Below are 24,267 nucleotides of genomic sequence, written 5' to 3' on the forward strand. Positions count from 1 at the left end.
GACCGCACGCGGATCGGGCAGGCAACGTGGTCATCGCCGAGGACATCCTCCGCATCGCTCAGGCGATGCCGGACTACGACATCGAGCGAGAGCTCGGTCGTGGCGGGATGGGCGTGGTGTTCCTCGGACGCCACCGGCGGCTGCGTCGCGGCGCCGCCATCAAGGAGCTGCCCCCGTCCATCGCCGTGGAGGACGAGGTGCGCGAGCGCTTCGTGACGGAGGCGCAGACGCTCGCCGGCCTCGCCCACCCCCACATCGTGCCGATCTTCGACTACGTCGAGCGCGACGGCGAGTGCCTCATCGTCATGCAGGAGCTGCCCGGCGGCTCCGTGTGGGACCGCTTCACCAGCGAGGGGTTGACGCCGCCGACCGCGTGCGCCGTGGTCATGGCCTGCTGCGCCGCGCTCCAGCACGCCCACGACAACGGCGTCCTCCACCTGGACGTGAAGCCGGACAACCTGATGTTCGACGCGGAGTCGGCCGTGAAGGTCACCGACTTCGGCATCTCGCGCATGATCACGGGCGGTCGGACGCTCGGCACCGTCGACGGTCAGGTGCTCGGCACGCCGGCCTACATGTCCCCCGAACAGGCTCGGGGCGAGGACCTCACCGCTGCGTCCGACGTGTACGCCGCCGGCGTGATGCTCTACGAGCTGCTGTCGGGCCACCTCCCCTGGCAGGGCGCGCAGACGGCGGCCGAGCTGCTGCAGCAGCGCCTGGACGAGGACCCGATCCCACTGCGCGACGTCGTCCCGTCCGTCCCGCAACCGCTCCACGCTGTGGTGATGAAGGCGCTGTCGCGCGACCTGCCGTCGCGCTTCGACCGCGCCGAGGACTTCGGTGTCGCCATCGGGGAGGCGTGCGCGGAGGCGTGGGGCCCGGGCTGGATCGACCACGCAGGTGTGCGCATCGTCGGGTCCGAGCGCATGTCGATGGCTGCTCGCACCACCGGGCACATCGCCGGAGCGGTCCGCCCGTCGGCCGACGCCGTCGAGCCCGTGGCCGTGCTCGACCTCACCGATGCCCGCGCGACCGGTGCACCCGGCGCGGTGGCTGCGCCCTCGGGTGCGCACGAGACCGGGACCGGTGCCGCGGTTCGCCCCGCCGCCTCGGCCGCACCTGCGACCGGAGCCGCCGGCCCCGCAGCTGCCCCGGCCACCGGAGCCGTCCCGCCGGCCTCGGCGCTGGAGACCGGCGCCTTCCGCCCATCGGCCCCGCCCACGGAAGGTCAGCCGCCGGTGGCACCGTCGGCCCCCGCCGTCGACGACGACCCCCCGGCGGACCCGCCGCCCGCGGCCGACGAGGCGCCGCCCGCTCCACCGCCCGAGCTCGAGTTCACAGCCATCCGAGCATCATCGAGCGACCCGCGCATCAGCGGCGCCGACCTCTACGGCCTCGAGCTCGCCGACCTCATCAACGTCCGTGACGTGCTCAACCCGCCGCGCACGCCGTGGCGCCCCGTGCTGGTCACAGCGCTGCTGTTCGCACTGGCCCTCCTCGTCGCGCTCATCGGGCTCGGGAACAGCGATCGCGAGGGCACGCTCGAAGCCGGCCAGGTGATCATCGACGGCGTGGACGTGCGCAGCGGCGAGCGCATCGACCTCGACCTGTCCGAGGACGTGATCGTCGAGGTGCTCGACCGGTCGCTCGCCGACGCCGCCGACGAGATCGAGATCACCTTCTCGTACCTGGGCATCGGGGCACCCGGTGCGTCCGGCGCCCTGCGTGACGGCCGGGCGGTCATCGAGCCGGGACTGCCGCAGCGCGCGGTCGGCGGTGCGGTCGAGGCGGATGTGCGGGTCCTGTCCCGTGACGACGTCGTCGCCCACCAGGAGGTCGGCGCCCGGGCCACGCAGGCGCCGTACCTGACCGGTCCCTTCGCCGTCGGCCTGCTCCTCATCCTGCTCGCCTACGCCGAGCTCGAATCGAGCCTGAAGCCGTTGCGGTCGGGCCACACTCGGATCCGGTCCTACATCGGTGCCGCCATCTGGACGCCGGTCGCCCTGGTCGGGCTCCTGCTCGTCATGGCCGCCCTCGGCCGCAACGAGCTGACCGAGGTCGACGTCGTGGCCGTCGTGGCACTCGGCGTGGTCGGTGGAGCGACCCTGGTGAGGTCACGCATCGGCGTCGCCCGACGCCGCCGGGTGCGCACCGCGGTCAAACGGGCCGAGAAGCGGGTCACCGCAGGGGTCGGGATCTGACCCTCTAGCCCAATTGGGTCATGTTGTGTCGCCTGGCGCGTCAGTACCTTCACCGTGTGGCGATGAGACAGTTGCCACAGAGCGGGCAAGGGAGCCTTGATCCCCGGACGTGACTGGTCGCGTTGTCCGGGTGGAGCCAGAGCGAAACCTCCCCTTGTCTCCAGCGGGTCACGTCCTCCACGGACGTGGTCCAAGAGATCTCGTCGAGATTCGGCGGCATCAGGACAAGGGAGACAGGAAATGCGCAAAGCAATCATCGCCGCCATCGTCGCAACGGCGCTCTTCGCCGTCGGGGCGTTCGCCGCATCGTTCGCCGTCGACTCAGAGGACGTTGCCTCTGGAGCGGACCCGGTCGGGAGCTGTGCCACTGACGTAGTCGTGACCTTCGACGATGACCCAGTGGAGAACATCGGTGGAACGTTCACGGTGGAGACCGCTCGGGTCACCTTCCTGAATGAAGGTGCCCCTGCTGCGACGTGCGAACCCTTCGCTGCGACGCTCTCCCTCGATCTCGACACCGACGTTCCGCGAGACAACACGGCAAACGATGTCGTCGCCTTCGAGGACGTGGACATTGTCATCGACACCGACGACTCCGTCATCGCCGACTTCACACTGACCGGAGGCATCACGGCGGATCAGATCGTCGGTGCCGGCGTGCTGGTGGACGGCAACTTCCTCAGTGCCACCCCCACCTGAGCCTCACGCAGGTCAGTCCTAGGGTGATCTGAGTCCCGTCGTGTTCGGTCGCGGACTACGCCTGCTACTCGTTGGCTTCTCCGTTGGTGCGCTCGCTTTCGCTTGGCTCACCACATTGCGGCCAGCAGTGTTCGGCGGTGACGCGGCGTACGTGATCGTCGACGGGCGGAGCATGGAGCCGATGTACGAGGACGGGGATCTCGTCCTCGTACGTCGGTCCTCCAGCTACGAACCCGGTGACGTGATCGCCTTCCGGGCCGGGGGTCAGTTCGACGACCCGACCCGGATCATCCACCGCATCGTCGGCGCCACCTCGGACGGCTTCCAGACCCAGGGCGACAACCGCGACCGCCTCGACCCCTGGACGCCGACCAACGACGACATCATCGGCAAGGCCCAGCTCCACATCCCGATGGCCGGCGACATCGCCTCCGCCATCGCCCAACCCGAGTTCTTCGCCGCCATGGGCGGGGCGGCGGTCGTCCTCGGCGGAACCCGGCGGCGACGACGTCGCCGCCCCCAGCACCTCAGCCCCGACCCGGCGGACCCGGAGGCACCAATGCCCGACATCGTGACCCCCTCCCCCCAGCGTCCGGGTCCACCCGCGCCCCGGTGGGCTCGCCTCACCCACCCTCGGTGGGCCTTCGTCGGCCTGGTCGCCGCCGTGCTGCTCACCGTCCCGACTCTGGCGATGACCTGGTCCGCCATGCGAGCGCCGGACACCACCTCACGCATCGAATCCTTCGGCGCCGTCGACTACGCCATCGGCCTCGACTACCGCTTCACCGGTGAGCCGTCGGCCGTGTACCCCGACGGCACCGTCGATGCCGAGCGCAGCGTCGCCGGCGCGCTCACGCCCAGCGATCCGCTCTACAGCCGCCTCCTCGACCAGCTGCGCATCACCGTCGACTTCCGCGCCGACCACGAAGGTGCTGACCGGCTGCGCTCCAGCGCAGGCTTCGACGTCCGGCTCGAGACGCCAGGGGGCTGGAGCACGGAGCTCCGCTCCGTCGAGCCCGCGCCGTTCTCGGGCACCACCAGCGAGACCGTCGACCTCGATCTGGTCGAGATCGCTGCCCAGGTGGCGTCGGTGGCTGACCTCACCGGTGTCGGTGGCGGTTCGTACACGATCACGGTCGTCCCGACGCTCGACATCAGCGCCACCGCCGAGAGCGCCGTGGTCGAGGACCAGCTGTCGGCGCCGATGACGTTCGCCGTCGACGGCAACCTCATCACCGCCGACGCCGTGGAGGCCACCACGACCGAAGAGCTGACTCGCACCGTGGATGAGCGGGCGAGCTACGCCATCGGCCCGTGGGACGTCTCCACCCAGGCGGCCCGCGCCGTGCTCAGCGGTCTGGCACTGGTCCTGGTCGCCGGCATCGCCTGGTTCGCCTCCGTCCTGTTCGGTGGTGTCGGCCTCGGTGAGCCGGCTCGCATCGCCGCGCGCTACCGCTCGCAGATGATCGACGTCGCCGCCGCGACCGCTCCGCCGGGCCCGGTCGTGATGGTCGGGGGCATCGACGAGCTGGCTCGAATCGCCAAGGTCGAGCAGTCGGTGATCCTCCACGAGGACCTCGGCGACGGCGCCCACCGGTACCGCGTCTTCCTCGGTTCCGTGACGTACGAGTACGAGACCGCACCCGAGCATGCCGGCGCCGCGGCCGACGAGCTCACCCCCGACGCCGACGACGCCGGAGGCTGATCGCCGGTGCGGCGCGTCCTCCTGTTCGCCGCCTTCCTGCTACTGCTGGGCCTCACCACGGCCACGGCCGCCAGCTTCGACGTGCAGGCCGAGGACATCACCTCGTTCTCGACGGACGTCTCGATCAGCGTGCCGTCGCCACCGCCGCCGAAGCCGGCGTACTACCTCAGCGGCAGCCCGCCCCGGGGAGCGCTCGAACACCCGGAGCCTGGAAACTCCAGCCCGGTCATTTCCGGCAAGTTCCAACCAGTCGACAGCCTCATCCTGGAGGACACGGCGCCAGGAAGCGGTCAGGTCGTCTACTTCATGCGATGGGCGAGCACGCCGCAGACCCAGGGCATCCTGTTCGAGGACAAGCAGGTCATCCTCGATCTGTACAGCCCAGGGCAGTTCTCGGGGACCATCACGGCCGGTCTCTTCGACTGTCCGCTGCCGACGACCCCCTCCACGGTCCCCGTGTCGGAGGCGGCCTGCGAACTCATGGTTGCGTGGACCAACGAGGACGACTCCTTGCTACTCACCTCGCCGGCCTTCGACGGCCAGGTCGAACCCGGCAATGAGCTCCGATTGAAGGTCGTCAACCTCGGAACGGCCGAATGGACGATCCAATGGGGATACAAGAGCAACCGGTCGGCGAACCTGGCAGTCGTCAACGCCGCGTCGCCATGAAGGTCCTGCTCCTCCTCGCCCTCTCAGCTGTTGGCGCCTGCCTGCTGGCTCAACCCGCCGTCGCGCAAGCGCCCCGCGACGTCCGGATCGAGTTCGAGGTGGGCGACTTCGATCCTGCCCGGAGCGACTGGCCCATCACGGAGGTCCTGGTGAGCGGTGATCTCGACGTCGGCGAGACGTTCGTGGTCGAGCTTCGCGACGGAGCCGGCGCTGTGATCTGGGCGGGCGAGGACGAGTACTCGCCGCCGCAGACGATCGTCACGGTCGACTCCTTCGTCGCCGTGGGCGATGTCGACGAGGCGGCGATCGGGCAGCGGCTCCCTGAGGAGACGGCGACACTGCCGCCGGAGCCGGTGGTCGAAGGGAACGTCGTCACGAACCCGACGACGCCGCCGCCATCGATCACGCCGACGACCCCTCCCCCACCTGCCGAAGTGAGCGACCCGCCAGCACCGCCACCGACGGTGGAGGGCGATGTCATCGCCACGCCCGAGCCCGAGCTCCCGCAGCAGGGCAGCGGCCTGGTCGGTGCCGGTCAGCTCGCCCTCTCCATGGTGATCGCCGTGGTGTTCGTCGCCATCCTCTTCCGGGCGCCGCTCCCCGCGGCCACGACCCAGCGGTGGCGACGATGAAGCGCTTCCTGGCCAGCCTGCTCCTCTTCGGCCTCGTGCTCCTGGCGGCGGCTGGCCCGGCCGCAGCGGCCGAGACCCTCGACGTCCGGGCGGAGATCAACGGGCGCGACATCGCCGGTGCCGACAGCGACTCCCCCATCGAGCTCGACCCGACCGAGGCGGTGCCGATCACCATCACGTTGCGCAACGCCGGCAACCGCACCGAGGACATCCGCTTCGTCCGCCTCGAGGGCCAGGCGCTCGGGCTCACCTTCCTCACCTACGACCTCGGCATGCGCACCTCGCTGGCCCCCGGTGAAGAGACGACCTTCGACGCCGAGCTGGACTTCTTCGACCTCGACGAGCAGGCGACGGGGTACCTGGGCACGTCGCTGCGGGTCTACGACGCCGAGCGCCTCTTGCTCGGCCAGGAGGACTTCGTCCTCGACGTGAAGGGACGCACCACATCGACACTGGGGCTCTTTGCCTTCGCGGTGCTCGGCATCGCCGGCTTCAGCATCACCGTGCTGGTCCTCAACACGCTGCGCCGGCGGCTGGCGTCCAACCGCTTCGTGCGCGGGCTGCAGTTCGCCGTGGCCGGCGCCGCGGTGGGCGTGACCCTGGCGCTCGGCCTCGCCATCCTGCGCATCGACTACGCGAACGCCGAGGAGTGGCTTCCCCTCATGTTCCTGCCGACGGTCATCGCCTTCGGCATCGGCTACGTCGCCCCCGGGCCGCTGTCGCTCAGCATCCGGGACGTGCGCGAGGAGGAGGCCCTGCAGGCCCTCGCCGAGGAAGCGCTCATCCGTCGCTCCGGCGAGCAGGCGCGTGCGACGAGCACGAGCGTGTTCATCGACGTGCACCCCACGTCGGAGCCGCCGGTCGACTCGCGCGCCGAGGAACCCGCCCGGCACTGAGCGGCCGAGTAACTGTCAGACCCCCTGAGTTGAATGGTGGATAGGCGCTCCGGCTGGGGCCGGATGCGCCACTCGTCGGCTCCGCGCCGACCATCGACACCTCCAGGGAAGGAGCCGCGCCGTGCGCGACCACCGACCATGTCCTGGTGCTGCCTCAGGGAGGGCGGCGCCATGATCGACACGTTCGAGCCCAACGAGCTCGATGCCGCGCTGACCGCACTGGAGCACGCCGTCTGCTCGGTGCAGTCCGCATCGCTGGACGGCGTCTCCCCGAAAGAGGAGCTGGCCTTGGTCCGCCGCCTCGAGGTGCTGCGCCGGCGGCTGGACCACGGAACCGATCAAGCCGTGGGGCACCTTGATGCAGGTGCGGCGTTCAGCGTCGATGGCCACAAGACGGCCAAGGGTGCGCTGAAGGCGATCGGACGCCTGTCGGGTCCCGAGGCGCACGGCCGGGTGCAGACCAGCCGGGCCCTGCGCCGCCTGCCCCTCGTCGAGGCGGCGTACGCACGAGGCGAGATCCCCACCGAGCACGTGCGTGCCATGGCCCGCACCGTCTCGAACCCCCGAGTGGCCGAGTGGGTGCCGGACGCCGATCCGATCTTCGCCCACCACGCCACCAAGCTCGGCTACGACGACTTCGTGGCGGCTCTGCGTCAGTGGGAGGCGCTCGCCGACGCCGACGGCGCCGACCAGGCATCCGACCAGTCCCACCAGCGACGGAACGCCGCGCTGCACGAGTCAGCGATCGACGGGACCTTCCGCCTCGAGGGCGGCTTCGGCGCCTTCCAGGGTGCGGTCATGGCTGAGATCTTCGAGCGGTACGAGACCGCCGAGCTCCACGCCGACTGGGCCGCGGCCCGGGAGGTCCACGGCGACGACGCCCGCGTCGAGCACCTGGCCCGCACCCCGGCGCAGCGCCGCGCCGACGCCATCGTCGAGATCTTCCGCCGAGCCGACGCAGCCGACGGGCCGTCGCGAGAGCCGCTGGTCAACATCGTCGTCGACCAGGACACCTTCGAAGACGAGGTCCGTCGAGCCGCCGGTGAGGACGTGCCCGTGGATCCCAACGAGGACCTCACCACCCGACGGTGCCACGCCTTCGACGGCACCCCGCTCCGGCCCTCTGAGGTGCTCGCCGCCGCCGTGCTGGGTCACGTCCGGCGGGTCGTGCTCGACTCGGCCGGAAACGTCATCGACCTGGGTCGCCGGCAGCGCCTCTTCACCGGGTCCGCTCGGGACGCAGCGTTCCTCCAAGCCCTGCTGCGGAGCCCGGGTGGCCTGGGTTGCCTCTGGCCCGGCTGCGACGGATCAGGGCGTTGCCTCCAGGTGGACCACCGGGATCCCGCCCGGCACCGAGGACCCACCGACGTGGCCAACTCCGACGCGTACTGCGGGTTCCACAACCGCATCAAGGAGCGCGGCTTCCGGCCGGTGCGCGACCCCGACGGCACCTGGACCATCCATCGACCCGACGGTCAGGGGCCCCCCACGCCGCCGGTGTGAGTCAGCTGTCGTCGAAGCTCTGCCAGAGGAACGGGTACACGACGTGCTCGCCGTCGATCCCCTTCAGCGCGACCACCTGCGGTGGACCGAACTCGAGGTCCCCGCGCGCCGACGCGATCTCCTTCACGATCGACGACACCACGATCTCGCCGCCGTCGGCCAGGCCGCCGACGCGCGCGGCCAGCATCACGTGCTTGCCGAAGATGTCGCCCTCCTCGGCGATGACCTCGCCGGTGTGCACGCCGACGCGGACGCGCACGCCCCGCTCGGGGTTGCTCTGCTCGAGCTCGGTCAGCTCCCGCTGGACGTCGATCATCGCCCGGAGCGCCTGGCGAGCCCCGTTGAACGTGAGCATGAAGCCGTCGCCCTGGTTCTTGACCACCGTGCCGTTCCACTTCTCCACGTGGCGGCTGATGATCCGGTTGTGCTCGCCGAGCACCTTCATCCAGGCGGCATCGCCCATCGACGTGGCGCGAGACGTGGAGTTCTCGATGTCGCTGAAGACGATGGTGATCGTGCCGTGGTCCTTCTCGACCGAGGGGATGGCCTCGGGTGGCGCCTGCTCGACCGCGCGAGCAACGGCGTCCATGGAGGTCTCGCGTGCGTTCTTCGGTCCCGAGGCGCCGGCCTTGACGGCGCCACCGAACGTGCCCCCACCCGACACCGAGGTCTCGCGGGCACCGAATGGTGCGGCGGGTGCCGGCTGCACCACCTCCGGTGCGGTGCGGACGAGCTGCACCGTGGTGTCCCCCACCTGGAGGACCGCGCCGGGCATGAGCACGACCGCGGAGGAGATCCGGTTCCCGTCGAGGTGCGTCCCGTTGGTGCTGCCCAGGTCCTCCGCCACGACGGTCTCACCCCGCGGCGCGAGGTTGGCGTGCCGGCGGGATGCCTGGCCGTCGGCGATGAGCACGCCGTCGCACTCCCGGCCGATCTCGAGGGGTTCGCGCAGCTCGACGAACAACGGGCGCCGACCCGGCTGCTTGATCTCGAGGACGGGGTGGCTCACGCCGAGGTGCCGATCAGCCGTAGCTCTTGGTGTCGAGCTCGCGCACGGTGGCGGCCAGGTGCTGCAGCAGCTTCTTCGACAGCGAGGGCACGTCGCTGAGCAGCGCGGAGAACTCGCGCGGTCCCACGACCAGGATCTCGGCCGGGCCGTCGGTGACGACCGTGGCGGTGCGCACCCCATGGTCGAGCAGACCGAGCTCGCCGACCGAGTCACCCGGGCCGAGCTCGGCGACCTTGCGGCCGTTGCGCTTCACGATCGCCTTGCCCGTCAGCAAGACGAAAGCCTCGCGCGAGGACTCGTCCTGCGTGGTCAGCGTGTAGCCGTCGCCGACGCTGAGCTGATCGGAGGACCTGGCGATGGCCGCCAGCTCCTTCTTCGAACAGCTGGAGAACAGGGGAACCTTGGAGAGGAGATCAGCCGCCGTCTGCTTGGACACAGCGGCATCCTATGACCGTCGTCACGAGCTGTGCCGGAACTTCGCCGTCCGACGCGGCGCAGGTTCTCAGGCCCGCAAGGCTTCGGTGGCCGCATCAGCCAGTCGACCGTGCAGCGTGACGTTGTCGTCCCGATCCGTGGGCACCACGAGGACGCGGGTGCCAGGACGCCACGCGAGCTGCTCGACGGCGTCGACCCGCTCGGCCTCGACGCCGTGGGCCCGCGCGAGCGCCACGAGGTCGAGCCCGTGCGGTGTGCCGAACAGGCGCTCGAAGCGGTCGGGGGCGAGCTCGGTGCGCTGCGGCAGGAACGAGAAGATGCCGCCGCCGTCGTTGTCGAGCACCACGATCGTCAGGTCCACGTCGCGGTCGGCCAGGCCGAGCAGGCCGTTGGAGTCGTGCAGGAACGCGACGTCGCCGATCAGCAGGGCGGTCGGCGCGCCGACCAGGGCGGCACCGACTGCGGTGGAGACGACGCCGTCGATGCCGTTGGCCCCGCGGTTGGCGACGACGCGCAGGTCCCGTCGGGTGACGCCGAACCACTCGACGTCGCGGACCGGCATCGACGACGACGTGACGAGGACGGCACCGGCTGGAAGCGTCCGGGTGAGGTACCGGGCGACGGCGGGCTCGGACAGGGGGACGCCGGCGAGCTCCTCGTCGATCGCCGCACCCACCGCCTGGGCGGCGACCTTCCACGCCTCGACCCACTCCTCGACCGGCTCGTGGTCGTCGGGGACCGTGGGCACCGCATCCAGGAGCACCGCAGCCGTGTGCGACGGATCGGGCCACCACCCCGCGGCGGCGATCACCAGGTCCTGGTGCTCGCAGCCGTCGAGCCACTGGGCCAGCACCTTCGATGCCGGCATGCCCCCGGCGCGGATGACGACGTCGGGCCGGGCTCGCTCGGCGAACCCGGTGCGCAGCAGCGGGTCGAAGCCGGCGATGCTCGTGTCGCCGCTGCACCCCGACGACGGGTCGGCCAGCAGGGGCCAGCCGAGGTCCTCGGCCAGGGCCGCGACTGCCGCCGGGTCGTCAGTGCCGCGACCGGCGATCACGACGCCACGGGACGCGCACAGGGCGGGGTCGAGCACGGGCGCGAGCCGGCCGGCGGCGAGGCGCTGGTGCCACGGCCCGTCGCCCCGGCCGGGCGGCAGCTCGCCGGCCCGGCCCACGAGCGGCTCCCGGAAGGGCAGGTTCAGCTGCACGGGTCCGGGCCACTCCGCCGTCGCCTCCGCCCACGTGCGGGCGGCGAGCGAGCGCCAGGTCGATGACTGCGTGGGGTCGGCCACGCCCGGGTCGGTGAAGAAGCGGACGGCCCGGCCGAAGAGGTGGGTCTGGTCGACGGTCTGCGGTGCCGCCACGTCGCGCAGCTCGGGGGGACGGTCGGCGGTGCACAGGATGAGCGGCACGCCGGCGAGATCGGCCTCCACCGCGGCGGCGTGCAGCTGGACCACTGCCGTCCCGCTCGTGGTGACCACGACCACCGGTCGGCCCGAGGTCGCCGCCAGCCCGAGGGCCAGGAACGACCCGGACCGCTCATCGTGGTGGACGTGGGTCCGCACCCGGTCGTCGGATGCGAGGGCCAGGGTGAGGGGCGTCGACCGCGACCCGGGGCAGACCACGGCGTCGGTGAGCCCGCACCGCACCCACTCGTCGACCAGCGTGGCGCAGAAGGTGGCTTGGACGTCAGGGCTCCAGCCGGCGGTGTCGTTCACCGCGGGTATGTCACCATGCCCGGCCATGTGGTTGCACGCCGAGCGTGAGGGATCGGGCCCGCCGTTGGTGCTGGTGCACGGCTTCACCCAGACCCGTCGGTGCTGGGGACCGGTGGCCGAGGACCTGGCCACGGACCACGCGGTGGTCCGGGTCGACGCCCCAGGGCACGGCATGTCCACCGACGTCCTGGCCGGGCTGCGGGGCGGCGGACGCCTCATCGCGGACCAGGGCGGCGAGGCCACCTACCTCGGCTACTCCATGGGCGGCCGCTACCTCATCCACCTCGCGCTGGCGAACCCCGAGCTCGTCCGGGGCCTGGTGCTCCTCGGAGCCACCGCTGGCATCGACGACCCCGAGGAGCGAGCGGCGCGGGTGCGCGCCGACGAGGCCACGGCCGCTCGGATCCGGGAGCTGGGCCTGCTCGAGTTCCTCCAGACCTGGATCGCCCAGCCGCTGTTCGCCGGCATCCCGCCCGAGCGCCAGTACCTGCTGGAGCGGATGGAGAACACCGTCGACGGGCTCGAGAGCTCGCTGCTGCAGTCGGGCACCGGCGCCCAGGACCCCTCGTGGGACAAGCTGCACCGCCTCGACATGCCCGTGCTCGTGGTGGCCGGCGAGCGGGACGAGAAGTTCACTGCCCTCGGTCGGCGGCTGCAGGAGGCCATCGGCGCCAACGCGACCTTCGCCACCGTGCCCGGTGCGGGCCACGCCGCCCACCTCGAGCAGCCGGAGGCGTTCCTCGACGTGCTGCGGCCCTGGCTCGCGGCCCACGACCTGTAGCGCGCCGCGGGGCACGCCTCAGCGGCGTGCCCCGCGGCCCGGAACGCTGATGGAGCGGACCTACAGGCCGGCGGCGACGGCGGCGTCGATGACGTCCTGGGGGACGGTGCAGGTCGCGGCCGCCTCGGCCACGAGCCCGAACAGGGTGTCCTGGTCGGAGCCGGCCATGGCGAGCAGCTCGGACTCCGGCGTGCCGGCCAGCAGCTGCTCGTGCGTGCAGTTGGCGGCCCGGGGGTCAGCGCCCTGCGCGGTCAGCAGGTTGAACACCGTCGACTGGACCAGGCCCTCGGGGGCCTCCTCCGGGAAGTCGTCCAGGGACAGCTCCCCGGTCGCCTCCGGCGCGGTCGTCGTGGTGGTGGTCGTGGCCGGGAGCTCGACCGGGGTGTAGGAGATCTCCACCGAGTCCCCGGTGCCGCGTTCGGCCGACGCCCACAGGCCCACGGCGATGGCGGCGACGACGAGGACGCCTCCCACCCAGGCGAGGAGTCGGGCGCCCTGGGGCTGGGCGGCGAGGCGGACGGCCCCACCCGGGGCGTGCCCCTCGATGGGGAAGATCCCGCGCTGGTCGGCCCACATCAGCAGCGGCGGCATCACGACCAGGGCGGCGAGGAGCGCCACCGTGACGTTCATCGTGACGATGATGCCGAAGTCACGCAGCAGCGGCAGCGCCGATCCGATCAGCACCGCGAACCCGCCGACGGTGGTGGCGGCCGAGGTGAAGAACGCTCGTCCGGTGCGTCGAGCAGCGTGGTCGGACGCGTCCTTCGGCGACTTGCCGCCCTGTCGCTCTTCCAGGTACCGGGAGGTGATCAGCACGGAGAACTCCGTGCAGGAGGCGATCACGAGGGGTCCGGACACGGTGGTGAGCGGGCTGAGCGTGAGCCCGAAGGCGCCGATGACCACCGACGACGTCCCGATGGCGAGCCCGACGGGCACGAGCGTGAGCGCGGCCCGGCCGAGCGACTGCAGCCGGATCAGGAGGAACAGCGCGGCGAGGGCGAGCCCGAGGTACGTGAGGACGGCCCGGTTCGCCGACAGGTTCTCGAGGAGACCGACACCCACCACGGCGAGGCCGGCCGGCGTGGCCCGCACGGGGGGCTCGTCGGGGCCGAGGTTCTCGAGCAGGATGGAGTCCTCGGGCAGGTCGAGGGCGTCGAGCCGCTCGGCCAGGTCGGCCTCGAGCACCTCGACGAGATCGGCCCGGTCCTCCAGGCTGCCGGGCGCGAGGCGCAGGTTGACCTGCGTGGCGGTGCCGTCCTCGGCGAGCAGGACCTTGCGGATGTCGTCGGGCATGACGGCGGCTGCCGCCGCCGCGTCGGCCGAGGTCGGCGCCAGCTCGGTCGCACCGGGCACGGCGATGATCTTGGCCATGGTGCCGGTGAGCGACGAGGACGTGGCCACCTCGTCGAGGCCCTCGGCGTAGGTGGTGAAGTCGTGGAGCACCTGGGTCAGGTCCTCGTCGAGGACGTTGTTGGCGCTGACCAGGACGCTGAGCGTGGAGGAGAACCCGGTGGCCTCCTCGAGGGTGTCGAGGTCGCGCACGGTCTGGGTGTCCTGGTTGATCCAGCGGACCGGGTCGGACTCGATCTCGAAGCGACCCTCCATGGCGACGCCGCCGACGAAGAGCAGCGCCGACAGGACGACCAGGGGCACCGCCGCCTTGGGCGGGAGGCCGCCGAGCCACACGACGAAGCGCTCGACGCGGGACTCCTTCACCGATGGCGTGCGGGACCGGTACTCGCGGACGCCCAGGATGGTGGTGGGCAGGACGATGCCGCAGAAGACGAGGGCCACGATGCCGACAGCCAGCATCACGCCGAAGTCCCGGATCATGGGGACTTGGCTGAGCTGCAGGGCCATGAAGGCCACGACCGCGGCCAGCGTCGCAGCGATGAGCGCCGGGCCGACGTTGGCGAGCGTCTCGCTGATCGGGTGCTCGTCCTTGTCGAGCGCGGCCTCCTCCTCGATGCGGTTGTGCACCTGGATGGCGAAGTCGATGCCGAGCCCGATGAGGATCGGCAGGCCGCTGATCGTCACGAGCGACAGGTCGATGCCGATGTAGCCGAGGAGGGCGAACCCCCACATGACGCCCACGACGGTGGAGAGCAGCGGCAGGAAGCGCCAGCGGACCCGGAACATCAGGAGCAGGATCACGGCCATGATCGCCAGGGCGATGGCGCCGAGGGTGAGCATGCCGCCCTGCAGGTAGTCGTTGATGTCCTTCAGGAACACCGGGGAGCCGGTGACCACGACCTCGAAGCCGTCGAGCTGGGTGCCCTCGACGACGTCGAGCACGGCCTGGGTGCCCGACGACAGCGTGTCGAGGTCGGCGTTGCCCTGCAGGAGGACGCCGCCGACGGCCGTCTGGAGGTTGGGGAACGTGCTCTGCAGCGAGAGGCGCACCACCCGGTCGTCGCCGGTGGGCATCTCCGGGACACCGTCGACGACCTCGACGTTCTGGTTGCCGAACAGGAGGAACTCGATCCAGCCGGGGTTCGACAGGTCGCGGTCCTCCACCGCGCCGAGGCGGGCGAGGGTCGTGGTGACGTCGGCCTGGCGGAGGGCCTGGGACTCCTCGTCCGGCTCGCGCTCGAGGGCGCTCAGCAGGGCGCCGGTGCCCGGCGACGGCTCGATGGTCGCGCCGGACGGAGCGACGCCGGTGGTGATGGACTCGCTGAACTCCACGGTCGTGAGCGGCGCGACCACCGAGTACACCTCGTCGATGGCCCGCAGCTCGGCCTCGAGGCGCTCGAGCTCTTCGAGGTTCCCCCCGGCGTACAGGTCGGAGATGTCGGCGTCACCGGTCGCCTGGAACAGCAGGATGATCGTCTCGCCACCGAACTGGCTCTGGAGCGCCTCGTTGTCGATCGCGATCTGGTCGTCGTCGTCGAGGTAGCTGTCCTGGCCGGTGGCGAACTCGAGGTTCGTCGCCCCGAGGGCGAGGATCGCCGTGATCACCACGAACGAGGTGATCACGATCACCCATCGTCGTCCGAGCTCGAACCCCAGTCTGCGCCAGTGACGTTCCACGGCGGCGCATGCTACGGCGTCCCCCGCTGCAGCACAGCAGAGGACAAGGTCCCGTTCTCGCTGCTCAGGCGGAGATGGCCAGGCCCAGCGCGAGCAGGACGCCGAAGACCAGCTGCACCTGCCCGGTCGCGCCGAGCACGGCGATGAGGTCGCGCCCCGCTGCGCCGGACCGCACGAGCCGGATCGGGCGCAGGGCCGGGACCGCTGCGAGCAGCGCGATCAGCGCTGCAGGTCGGGCGATCGAGACCGGCACGACCAGCAGGAGGGCCACGACGAGCATGGCCACGAACAGGGTGCGGGTGCGCTCGTCGCCCAGCCGCACCGCCAGGGTCTGCTTGCCGGCGACCGTGTCACCCGGGATGTCCCGGAGGTTGTTGGTGACGAGCAGCGCGGTGGCCAGCAGGCCGACCGGCACCGACGCCAGCAGGCTGAGCCCGGTGATCTCCTCGACCTGCACGTAGGTGGACCCGACGGTGGCGACCACGCCGAAGAAGACGAAGACGAAGACCTCGCCGAGGCCGAGGTAGCCGTAGGGCCTCGGTCCGCCGGTGTAGAACCACCCGGCCAGCATGCTGGCCGCACCGACGACGAGCAGCTCCCAGCCGACCGCCAGCGTGAGGGCCAGCCCCGCGGCGCCGGCAACGGCGAAGGACGCCATCGCCGCCCGCTTCACCGATGACGGCTCCTTGAGGCCCCAGCCCACCAGGCGGACGGGACCGACCCGGCCACCCGGGTCGTCCGTGCCTCGGATCCCGTCGCTGTAGTCGTTGGCGTAGTTGGTGGCGACCTGCAGCGCGAGGGCGACGACGGCGGCAGCGACCGCACGCCAGGCGATGAGCGGTCCGTCGACCCCGCGGGCCGCGGCGGTGCCGACCAGCACCGGGACGACGGCGGCGGGCAGCGTCCGGACCCGCGCGCCGGCGATCCAGGCCTGCAGTCCGGTGGGCATCGGTGCCGTCATCCGGAGCAGGTTCGCGCACCGAGCCACCTACCCTGCACCCGGTGCAGAGGCTGGTGGCCATCGAGGCGCGCGGGACGCGGTTCACCGAGGCCCTGCGCGCCGCCTGGGATGCGGGCGACGCCGTGCTCCCCGTCGACCCGAGGCTCCCGGGAGCTGCGGCGGCTGCGCTCGTCGAGTCGCTGCACGTCGGGGACCCGATCGACCGCGGGGTGGCGCTCGTGGTGCCGACGAGCGGCACCACCGGCGACCCCAAGGGCGTGCAGCTGACGCACGAGCAGGTCGGGGCATCCGCGGAGGCCACGTCGTCGTTCCTCGGCGTCGATCCCGCCCGTCACCGGTGGCTGGCGTGCCTGCCGCTCGCCCACGTCGGCGGCCTGTCCGTGGTGACCCGGGCCTGGCACACCGGCACCCCGCTCGAGGTCCACGACGGCTTCGACGCCGCCGCCGTGGACGCGGCGGCCCGATCCGGGTGCACGCACGTCTCCCTCGTGGGGACCGCGCTGGCCCGCATCGACGCATCGGCTTGGATCCGCATCGTGCTGGGTGGCGCCGCGCCGCCCCCGGACCGGCCGTCCAACACCGTGGCCACGTACGGCATGACCGAGACGGGCAGCGGCGTGGTCTACGACGGCGTGGCCCTCCCCGGCGTGGAGCTGCGCATCGACGACGGCGAGATCCTGGTGCGGGGACCGATGGTGGCCACCAGCTACCGGGACGGCACCCCGGTCGTCGACGACGCCGGGTGGCTGCACACCGGCGACCTCGGCCGCCTCGACGACGGCATCCTCACCGTGCACGGTCGGCGGGGCGACATGATCATCACCGGCGGCGAGAACGTGCACCCCGACCCGGTGGAGCGGCGCCTCCGCCAGCACCCCGCCGTCGCGGACGCCGCAGTCGTCGGGCGTCCCGACCCGGAGTGGGGTCAGCGGGTGGTGGCGGTGCTGGAGCTCGCGCCCGGCGCCGACGCCCCCGACCTGGACGAGGTGCGCGGGTGGGTGCGCGAGACGCTCCCACCGTGGTCGGCGCCGAAGCAGCTGGAGGTCGTCGACGCCCTGCCGCGGACCTCGCTCGGCAAGGTGCGCCGCTCCGCCGTCCGCTGAGCGCCATGGGGGATCGCCCCCATTCCCGACGCGGGATGCACCCGATGGGCCGGGTCCGGGGTGCTCCGTACGGTCGTCGAAGTGGCCGACCGGGCCATGCAACGACCAGGAGGTACACCCCATGAGCACCTACGAGCCCCAGCCCAGCCAGCTCCACTCCCCGGCCTGGGTCGCCGTCACCAAGATCCAGTTCGTCGTCTCCGTCCTCGCCCTCCTCGTCGGGCTCTGGTACCTGCCGGTGGAGCCGTGGATCGTCGCCTACCTCGTGATGGGCACCCTGCTGCTCACCTCCTCGACGGTGGCGCTGACCAAGACGATGCGAGACCTCCACGAGGGGGGCCGCATGATCTCCCGGGTCGAGGAGGCCAAGCTCGAGCGCATCCTGTCCCAGCACGATCCCCTGGTGCCGTGAGGCCCGTCGGGCAAGATCTGTCCCGTGGCCCCAGCGCCGAGGACCGAGATCGGCGAGGCCGGTGCGCTCGACAGCGGCCTCGACGCCGCGGTGCGGGCCTTCCGCACCGCGGCGTGGGCCTGGCTCACGGTCGTCACCCTGCTGTCCTACGCCTCGATCGAGCAGCCGGTGGCGGCGGCGCTGGGCGTCCTCGCCGCCGGGGCCGTCACCGCCGTGTGGTGGCTGCCCTCGTCCCCGGCTCGCTCGGACGAGGTCCGGCGGCGCCTGGTCGCCGCCGAGCTGCTCGTCGGTGCCGCGCTCGTGGCGGCTGACGGCTGGGTCTACGACGACGGCCGGGCCCAGAGCTTCGGCGGGGTCTGGCCGCTGGCCGGCGTGCTCGCCGTCGCGGTCCGGTCCGGTCGTCGGGCGGGCGTGTCCGCCGGGCTGGTGCTCGGGGCGGCCCGTGCGGTTGGCGAGGTCGTCGTCGTGCGGGGCGGGTGGTCGGCCACCCGGGTGCTCGCCGTGGCCTCCACCGGCGTCCTGTTCGGCCTCGCCGGGTGGGCCGCCGGCTGGGCGGCGGGGCGCATCCGCATCGCCGAGCGGCTGGCCGCCCGCAGCGCGGCACGGGCCGAGGTCGCGGCCGAGCTGCACGACGGCGTCCTGCAGACCCTGGCCGTCGTCCAGCGTCGCAGCGACGACCCTGACCTCGTCCGGCTGGCCCGCTCCCAGGAGGCCGAGCTGCGCCGGTACCTGGCCGGGCCGGACGAGACCGCGGCCGGCGACGTGCCGGTCGAGGTCCTGCTCCGCGCCGCCGCGGCCGACGCCATCTCCCGGTTCGGGCTGCGGGTCGAGGTGGCGGCGGTCCCACCGCTGCCCGCCATGCCCGCGGCCCGGGGCGCGGCGCTGCGGGGCGTCGTGGGCGAGTGCCTCGCCAACGTGGCCAAGCACGCCGGCACCGACCGGGCCGTCGTGTTCGCCGAAGCCGACGACCGCTGCCTGCACGTGTCCGTCACCGACGAGGGCATCGGGTTCGACCCGGGTGCCGTCCACGAGCGCGGCATCGAGGAGAGCATCCGGCGCCGGGTCGAGGGGTTGGGCGGCACGACCACCATCCACGCACGGCCGAGCGCGGGCACCACGGTGGTCGTGGAGATCCCCCTGGAGGCGAGATGAGCTCGAAGATCAAGGTCCTGGTCGCCGACGACCATGCCGTGTGGCGCTCGGGGATGCGGGCCGAGCTCGGCGAGGCCTTCTGGGTCGTGGGCGAGGCCGAGGACGCGCCGACCGCGATCGAGATGGCCGACCGGCTGCAGCCCGACGTGGTCGCCGCCGACCTGCGCATGCCCGACGGGGGTGGCCTCCGGGTGGCCGCCGAGCTGTCCGACCGGTTCCCGGTCGTGATCCTCACCGTGTCCGAGGCCCACGACGACCTGCTCGCCGCCATCGGCGCCGGTGCCGTGGGCTACCTGGTCAAGTCCTCGACGGTGGCCGAGATCGGGGCCGGCCTCGCGGCTGCCTCCCGCGGCGAACCCGTCTTCTCCGCCAGCCTCGCCGCCCTCGTCCTCGGCGACTTCGCCCGTCCCGCCACGACGCCGGACGGACGACCGGTGAAGGCGCTGTCGCCGCGCGAGCGGGAGGTGCTGCGCCTGGTCGCCCGCGGCAGCACCTACCGCGCCGTGGGCGAGGAGCTCTTCATCGCCGAGCGGACGGTGGAGAACCACGTCCGCAACATCCTGGAGAAGCTGCGGCTCAACCGGCGCGACGAGCTGATCCGCTGGGCCGCCAAGCGCGGCCTCGACGAATAGCCGCTATCCGGTCGGGCGGATGAGGGCGCCGCCGTCGACGACCAGCGTGTGACCGGTCATCCACGACGACAGCTCCGAGGCCAGGAACAGCGCGGCGTTGGCGATGTCCTCGGGCTCGCCGAGGCGGTGCAGCGGGGTGCGCTTCGCGATCTGCTCCTCGCCGGTCTCCCACAGGGCCTTGGCCATGTCGGTCTTCACCAGGCCGGGCGCGATGGCGTTGACCCGCACGCCCGGTGAGAGGTCGGCGGCCAGCACCTTGGTGAGGTGGATCAGCGCCGCCTTCGTCGTGTTGTAGATGCCGATGCCCGGCTCGACCGACATGCCGCCGATGGACGCGATGTTGATGACGGCGCCGCCGTTGTCCTGCATCGATGCCTTCCAGCACTCCTGGGCCCACACGAGCGGGCCGCGCAGGTTGACCTCCCAGGTCTTGTCGTAGCGCGGCAGGTCGATCTCGATGGGACGGCCCATGTAGGGGTTGGTGGCGGCGTTGTTCACGAGGATGTCGACCCGGCCGAAGGTGTCCACGGTGTGGGCCACGCACGCAGCGGCCGCATCCGGATCGCCGGCGTTGGCGGCGAAGACCGACGTCTCCCCGTCGATGTCCGCGGCCGCTGCCTCGAGGGCGTCCTGCTTGCGGGAGCTGAGCACCACCTGGGCGCCGGCCTCCGCCAGCGTCTTCGCGATCGCCTTGCCGATGCCCTTGGACGCCCCCGTCACGAGCGCGACCTGTCCGTCGAGTCTGATCTCCATGGCGGCGCACCGTAGCCCTGCGCGAGCCGGCTTGGATCGACATCTGACCCCGACCACTACGGTCGCCGACCGTGCTGCGCGTACGCGGACTGACCAAGCGCTACGGCCCGCTGCTGGCCCTCGACGATGTCGGCTTCGACGTCCCCCGGGGCGAGATCGTGGGGTTCCTGGGTCCGAACGGCTCCGGCAAGACCACCACCATGCGGGCGATCATGCGCCTCGTCTCCCTCGACGCCGGCGACGTCAGCTGGGACGGCGTCCCCGTCGACGCCGGCACGCGGCAGCACTTCGGGTACATGCCGGCCGAGCGAGGGATGTACCCGCGCATGAAGCTGCGCAACCACCTCGCCTACTACGGGGAGCTGTCCGGGCTCAGCCCCGAGTCGGCGGGCGCGGCGGCCGACCGCTGGCTCGAGCGCCTCGGCCTCGCCGATCGGGCCGAGGACACCATCCAGAGCCTCTCGAGCGGCAACCAGCAACGGGTGCAGCTGGCGCTGGCGCTGCTCAACGAACCCGACCTGCTCGTCCTGGACGAGCCCTTCTCCGGGCTCGACCCGGTGGCGGTCGAGATGCTCAGCGACATCCTGCGCGAGCAGGTCGACCGGGGCGCCGCCCTCCTGCTGAGCAGCCACCAGCTCGACCTCGTGGCCGATGTCTGCAGCGCCGTCGTGATCGTCGACCGGGGCCGCATCGTCCTGCGCGGCGACGTCGCCGCCCTCAGGGCCGCCAGCCCGACCCGCTACGTGGAGGTCGAGTTCGCCGACGCGGTGGCGTGGAACCCCGGGCGCCCCAGCGACGTCAGCGCCGGCGGGCGGCGCCACCGGATCGCGGTGGAGGCCGGCAGCGACGCCGACCGGCTGATCGAGGAAGCCCGCTCGCTCGGTCCCGTCGTCGGCTACTCGTTCCTGCCTCCCGACCTGTCGGAGGTGTTCCTCGGCGTCGTCGGCCGCGCCACGTTGGACGATCCCGAGCACGAGCGGGCGGAGGTGGCTCGGTGAACGACGGCCGGCCGAGCGACGCCACCAGCGTCGTGCGCCTCGTCGCCCGGCGCGAGGTGATCGAACGCCTGCGGGCGAGGTCCTTCGCGGTCGCCACCGGCCTCCTCGTCGTGGTGATCATCGCCATCGGCGTCATCAGCCGCCTCGGTGGCGACGGCGGCGACGACGCCATCGAGGTCGCCACCGCCGGCGAGCTCCCCATCGGGTTCGAGGACATGTCCGGGCAGACGGCCGGGCTGTTCGAGCGGACCGTGGAGATCACCGGTCGCGACGACGCGGCCGCAGCGCGGGCAGCCGTCGAGGACGGGGACGCCGACGTCGCCGTCATCGGCGATCGCGGCGAGGTCGTGTTCGACGACGGCATCGACGAGGAGGTCCTCGCCATCCTCCAGCAGGCCTGGGCCAACGCCCAGGTGCAGCAGGCGCTCGGCGACGCCGGGCTCGACGAGCAGCAGGTGCGCGCCGCCCTCACGACCACACCCCTCGAACCGGTGACGATCGATGGCGAGGAGGACAGCGACGAGGGCCTCGCCATCCTCACCGGGACGCTCGCCGGGATCCTCCTGTTCATCTCGCTGCAGACCTTCGGCACCTACGTGCTCACGGGCGTCGTCGAGGAGAAGGCCACCGCCGTCGTCGAACTGCTGCTCGTGCGGGCCCGGGGAAGCCAGATGCTGGCGGGCAAGGTCATCGGCATCGGCATCGCCGCGCTGCTCCAGTTCGCGCTCGCCATCGTCGCCGCCCTCGTGTCCCTCGCCATCTCCGACGTCGAGGTGCCCGGCGAGATCTGGGCCGCGCTGCCGATCACGCTCGTGTGGTTCATCGGGGGCTACGCGCTCTACTCCACGCTGTTCGCGCTCGCCGGGTCGCTGGTGAGCCGCCAGGAGGACGCCCAGGCGGCGGCGATGCCGATCATGAGCGTCCTGCTCCTGGCCTACGTCATGGTGTTCACCTTCGGCTCCGACCCGGAGTCCACCGCCAGCACGGTGATGTCGATCCTCCCGCCGATCGCGCCGCTGCTGATGCCCCTGCGCATGGCGGCCGGGGCGGCATCGGTGATCGAGGTCCTGGTCGCCCTCGTGCTGCTCGCTGCGGCGATCCTGGCCGCCTGGGCGGCGACGGGGAGGATCTACGAGCAGGTGCTGCTCCGGCGGGGGACGCGGATCTCCTGGCGGGACGCCGCCTCGCTGATCCGCAGGACCTGACCCACGACGGCCTGCGAGGATGGTGCCGACGGCGGACCGATCGGAGGACCCACCGTGCAGACCGCCACCACCTCCCCCCGCCCGCTGCCGCACCCGCCCTGGCGCGCCCAGCCCGCGTACCTGCGTCGGATCTTCCGGGAGCCCCAACCGGTCCTCGACGAGCTCTCGGAGCGCTACGGGCCGGTCGTCGGCCTCGGCGCCGGCCCGGTGCGCATGGCCATCGTCGGCGATCCCGCTGCGCTCAAGGAGCTGTTCGCCACCTCCACCGACTCGTTCCGCTGGAACCACGCCTTCAACGTGCTCGAGTTCGTGGTCGGGCCGGGTTCGATGATCGTGTCGGACGGGACCGAGCACAAGCGGCGGCGGGGCTCGGTCCAGGCGGCCTTCAGCCGCCGCCGGCTCGACGGCTGGATCCCGTTGATCCTCGACCGCACCGACGCCGCCATCGATCGGGTCGCGGCCGACGGCGACCACGTCCGCGACCTCTACGTGGTCGGGCGCGAGCTGGTGCTGGACCTCGTCGTGCGCGTCCTGTTCGGCGAGCGCATGGCCCACCGCACGGCCGAGATCGGTGCCCTGTTCCAGGGCCCCCAGGACTACCTCGAGGCCCCCGCCATCCGGCAGATCCCGCACCCGATCCCCGGGACGACCCGCGCCCGGGTGCGGGCCGACCGCAAGGCCCTCGATCGCATCATCGACGCCGAGATCGCCGAGCGACGGGCCCGACCGAGCGGGGACCGGCTGGACGTGCTCGAGGCCCTCGTCGCCGACGGCACGCTCGACGACTCCGAGATACGCGACCAGGTGGTGACGCTGATCGGCGCCGGCTTCGACACGACCTCGGCCTCGTTGGCCTGGCTCCTGTGGTGCGCGACCCTCGCCGACGGGGTGTGGGATCGACTGCGAGCCGAGGCCGACGCGGTCCTCGGACCGATCGGATCCGGAGCGATCCCCGATGCATCCACGCTCCGGGCGCTCGACCTGGCCTCCCGGGTGGTGCGGGAGACCACGCGCCTGCACCCCGCCGGGGTGGTCTCGCCGCGCCAGGCCGTCGTGGACCTCGAGATCGGAGGGCACCGGATCCCGGCCGGGACGCTCGTGCTCTGGTCCGCCCACCTCGCCGGGCGTGATCCCTCGGCGTGGGACGACCCGCTCCGGTTCGACCCGGAGCGGTTCGTCGACCTGCCCCCCGAGCGCCGGGCGCTCGCCGACGCCGCCTGGGTTCCCTTCGGCCGGGGCGCCCGGAACTGCATCGGCTTCGCGCTGGCCCAGATGGAGCTGACGCTGATCGCCTCGCGCCTGGCGCAGCGGCTCGACGTCGAGCCGACCGCGGAGGTCGAGCCCCGGCCGGTGGGCATGGTGGTCAACCGCCCCGCCGGCGGCGCCCCGATGCGGGTGCGACCCAGAGCCTGACGTCGGCCGCGGCGATCAGTCCTCGGCGTCGAGGATGGGGCCCTCCGTGAACAGGTAGGTGCGGAGCTGCTCGTCCCAGCCCGGATCGTTGCGCCGGAGCCACTCGAGCACCATCGCCGCGTGCTCCTTCTCCTCGTCGCGGTTGTGGGCGAGGATCTCCTTGAGCTCGGGGTCGTCGGTGGCGTCGATCCGCTGGTCGTACCAATCCACCGCTTCGCACTCCTCCTGCAGCGAGATGATGGCCCGGTGGCGGTCCATCGTCTCGGGTCGGAGCAGCTCGGGATCTTCGTGGTAGCTGTCGCTCGCGCTGGCCATGGCCCCTGCCTAGCGCCTCGGCGCACGGATCCGCGTCGTTCGACGC

22 protein-coding genes are annotated in these 24,267 nt (G+C 72.0%); 15 read left to right on the top strand and 7 right to left on the bottom strand.

Annotated features, from left to right (window positions below; genetic code table 11):
• Positions 1–26 precede the first annotated feature (26 nt).
• The 7 genes from RGQ06_RS18535 to RGQ06_RS18565 all read left to right on the top strand — a co-directional run bounded on the left by RGQ06_RS18535 (position 27) and on the right by RGQ06_RS18565 (position 8,305).
• Complete coding sequence (locus tag RGQ06_RS18535; protein ID WP_432427863.1) at positions 27–2,201, top strand: serine/threonine-protein kinase; 2,175 nt, start codon at positions 27–29, stop codon at positions 2,199–2,201.
• 240 nt (positions 2,202–2,441) lie between these two features.
• On the top strand, positions 2,442–2,900 hold the full coding sequence (locus RGQ06_RS18540) for a hypothetical protein (RefSeq protein WP_432427864.1): 459 nt from the start codon (positions 2,442–2,444) through the stop codon (positions 2,898–2,900).
• Between the two features lie 40 nt (positions 2,901–2,940).
• Positions 2,941–4,605 (top strand): signal peptidase I, encoded by a 1,665-nt coding sequence (locus tag RGQ06_RS18545; protein WP_432427865.1) that lies wholly within the window; start codon positions 2,941–2,943, stop codon positions 4,603–4,605.
• A gap of 6 nt (positions 4,606–4,611) precedes the next feature.
• Entirely contained in the window at positions 4,612–5,274 is a 663-nt protein-coding gene (locus RGQ06_RS18550; protein WP_432427866.1) for a hypothetical protein, read from the top strand.
• Complete coding sequence (locus tag RGQ06_RS18555; RefSeq protein WP_432427867.1) at positions 5,271–5,906, top strand: hypothetical protein; 636 nt, start codon at positions 5,271–5,273, stop codon at positions 5,904–5,906. Before RGQ06_RS18550 ends, RGQ06_RS18555 begins: the two co-directional genes overlap by 4 nt.
• On the top strand, positions 5,903–6,802 hold the full coding sequence (locus RGQ06_RS18560) for a hypothetical protein (RefSeq protein WP_432430686.1): 900 nt from the start codon (positions 5,903–5,905) through the stop codon (positions 6,800–6,802). Before RGQ06_RS18555 ends, RGQ06_RS18560 begins: the two co-directional genes overlap by 4 nt.
• 171 nt (positions 6,803–6,973) lie before the next feature.
• Positions 6,974–8,305, top strand: coding sequence for a DUF222 domain-containing protein (locus tag RGQ06_RS18565; RefSeq protein WP_432427869.1), 1,332 nt, complete (start codon positions 6,974–6,976; stop codon positions 8,303–8,305).
• A 1-nt stretch (position 8,306) separates the two neighbouring features.
• Here the strand turns inward: RGQ06_RS18565 and RGQ06_RS18570 are convergent, their stop codons facing one another.
• The 3 genes from RGQ06_RS18570 to menD all read right to left on the bottom strand — a co-directional run bounded on the left by RGQ06_RS18570 (position 8,307) and on the right by menD (position 11,466).
• Positions 8,307–9,314 (bottom strand): adenylate/guanylate cyclase domain-containing protein, encoded by a 1,008-nt coding sequence (locus RGQ06_RS18570; RefSeq protein WP_432427870.1) that lies wholly within the window; start codon positions 9,312–9,314, stop codon positions 8,307–8,309.
• A 13-nt stretch (positions 9,315–9,327) separates the two neighbouring features.
• The gene (locus RGQ06_RS18575) at positions 9,328–9,750 is read right to left on the bottom strand and encodes a cyclic nucleotide-binding domain-containing protein (protein WP_432427871.1); all 423 of its coding nucleotides are present in this window, start codon (positions 9,748–9,750) and stop codon (positions 9,328–9,330) included.
• A gap of 66 nt (positions 9,751–9,816) precedes the next feature.
• The gene (menD, locus tag RGQ06_RS18580; protein WP_432427872.1) at positions 9,817–11,466 is read right to left on the bottom strand and encodes a 2-succinyl-5-enolpyruvyl-6-hydroxy-3-cyclohexene-1-carboxylic-acid synthase; all 1,650 of its coding nucleotides are present in this window, start codon (positions 11,464–11,466) and stop codon (positions 9,817–9,819) included.
• A 25-nt stretch (positions 11,467–11,491) separates the two neighbouring features.
• Here menD and RGQ06_RS18585 point away from each other — a divergent pair, with 25 nt between their 5' ends.
• Complete coding sequence (locus RGQ06_RS18585) at positions 11,492–12,247, top strand: alpha/beta fold hydrolase (RefSeq protein WP_432427873.1); 756 nt, start codon at positions 11,492–11,494, stop codon at positions 12,245–12,247.
• A gap of 60 nt (positions 12,248–12,307) precedes the next feature.
• Here the strand turns inward: RGQ06_RS18585 and RGQ06_RS18590 are convergent, their stop codons facing one another.
• Both RGQ06_RS18590 and RGQ06_RS18595 read right to left on the bottom strand, forming a co-directional pair.
• Positions 12,308–15,223: an efflux RND transporter permease subunit gene (locus RGQ06_RS18590; protein WP_432427874.1), complete on the bottom strand. Its 2,916-nt coding sequence runs from the start codon at positions 15,221–15,223 to the stop codon at positions 12,308–12,310.
• Positions 15,224–15,341: 118 nt separating this feature from the next.
• Entirely contained in the window at positions 15,342–16,226 is an 885-nt protein-coding gene (locus RGQ06_RS18595; protein ID WP_432427875.1) for a 1,4-dihydroxy-2-naphthoate polyprenyltransferase, read from the bottom strand.
• 53 nt (positions 16,227–16,279) lie between these two features.
• On the opposite strand from RGQ06_RS18595, the gene RGQ06_RS18600 reads away from it, so the two are divergent.
• The 4 genes from RGQ06_RS18600 (at position 16,280) to RGQ06_RS18615 (ending at position 19,537) form a co-directional block, all read left to right on the top strand.
• The gene (locus tag RGQ06_RS18600; RefSeq protein ID WP_432427876.1) at positions 16,280–17,341 is read left to right on the top strand and encodes a class I adenylate-forming enzyme family protein; all 1,062 of its coding nucleotides are present in this window, start codon (positions 16,280–16,282) and stop codon (positions 17,339–17,341) included.
• A gap of 121 nt (positions 17,342–17,462) precedes the next feature.
• Positions 17,463–17,753 (top strand): YiaA/YiaB family inner membrane protein, encoded by a 291-nt coding sequence (locus RGQ06_RS18605; protein ID WP_432427877.1) that lies wholly within the window; start codon positions 17,463–17,465, stop codon positions 17,751–17,753.
• A 24-nt stretch (positions 17,754–17,777) separates the two neighbouring features.
• A complete protein-coding gene (locus tag RGQ06_RS18610) occupies positions 17,778–18,905 on the top strand; it encodes a sensor histidine kinase (protein ID WP_432427878.1) in 1,128 nt (375 codons plus the stop codon).
• Positions 18,902–19,537: a response regulator gene (locus tag RGQ06_RS18615; RefSeq protein ID WP_432427879.1), complete on the top strand. Its 636-nt coding sequence runs from the start codon at positions 18,902–18,904 to the stop codon at positions 19,535–19,537. Before RGQ06_RS18610 ends, RGQ06_RS18615 begins: the two co-directional genes overlap by 4 nt.
• 3 nt (positions 19,538–19,540) lie before the next feature.
• Here RGQ06_RS18615 and RGQ06_RS18620 read toward each other — a convergent pair whose 3' ends face one another.
• On the bottom strand, positions 19,541–20,290 hold the full coding sequence (locus tag RGQ06_RS18620; RefSeq protein ID WP_432427880.1) for an SDR family oxidoreductase: 750 nt from the start codon (positions 20,288–20,290) through the stop codon (positions 19,541–19,543).
• A gap of 71 nt (positions 20,291–20,361) precedes the next feature.
• On the opposite strand from RGQ06_RS18620, the gene RGQ06_RS18625 reads away from it, so the two are divergent.
• Genes RGQ06_RS18625 through RGQ06_RS18635 form a run of 3 tightly spaced genes read left to right on the top strand, consistent with a single transcriptional unit; the run spans position 20,362 to position 23,906 of the window.
• Complete coding sequence (locus RGQ06_RS18625; RefSeq protein ID WP_432427881.1) at positions 20,362–21,288, top strand: ABC transporter ATP-binding protein; 927 nt, start codon at positions 20,362–20,364, stop codon at positions 21,286–21,288.
• Entirely contained in the window at positions 21,285–22,493 is a 1,209-nt protein-coding gene (locus tag RGQ06_RS18630) for an ABC transporter permease (protein ID WP_432427882.1), read from the top strand. The genes RGQ06_RS18625 and RGQ06_RS18630 overlap by 4 nt, the downstream gene beginning before the upstream one ends.
• A 54-nt stretch (positions 22,494–22,547) precedes the next feature.
• Entirely contained in the window at positions 22,548–23,906 is a 1,359-nt protein-coding gene (locus RGQ06_RS18635) for a cytochrome P450 (protein WP_432427883.1), read from the top strand.
• A 15-nt stretch (positions 23,907–23,921) separates the two neighbouring features.
• On the opposite strand, the gene RGQ06_RS18640 is transcribed toward RGQ06_RS18635, so the two are convergent.
• Complete coding sequence (locus RGQ06_RS18640) at positions 23,922–24,221, bottom strand: encapsulin-associated ferritin-like protein (RefSeq protein WP_432427884.1); 300 nt, start codon at positions 24,219–24,221, stop codon at positions 23,922–23,924.
• Positions 24,222–24,267: the final 46 nt, after the last annotated feature.

Origin of the sequence: Salinilacustrithrix flava (assembly GCF_041228405.1) — a bacterium.
Classification (GTDB): Bacteria; Actinomycetota; Acidimicrobiia; order Acidimicrobiales; family Salinilacustritrichaceae; genus Salinilacustrithrix; species Salinilacustrithrix flava.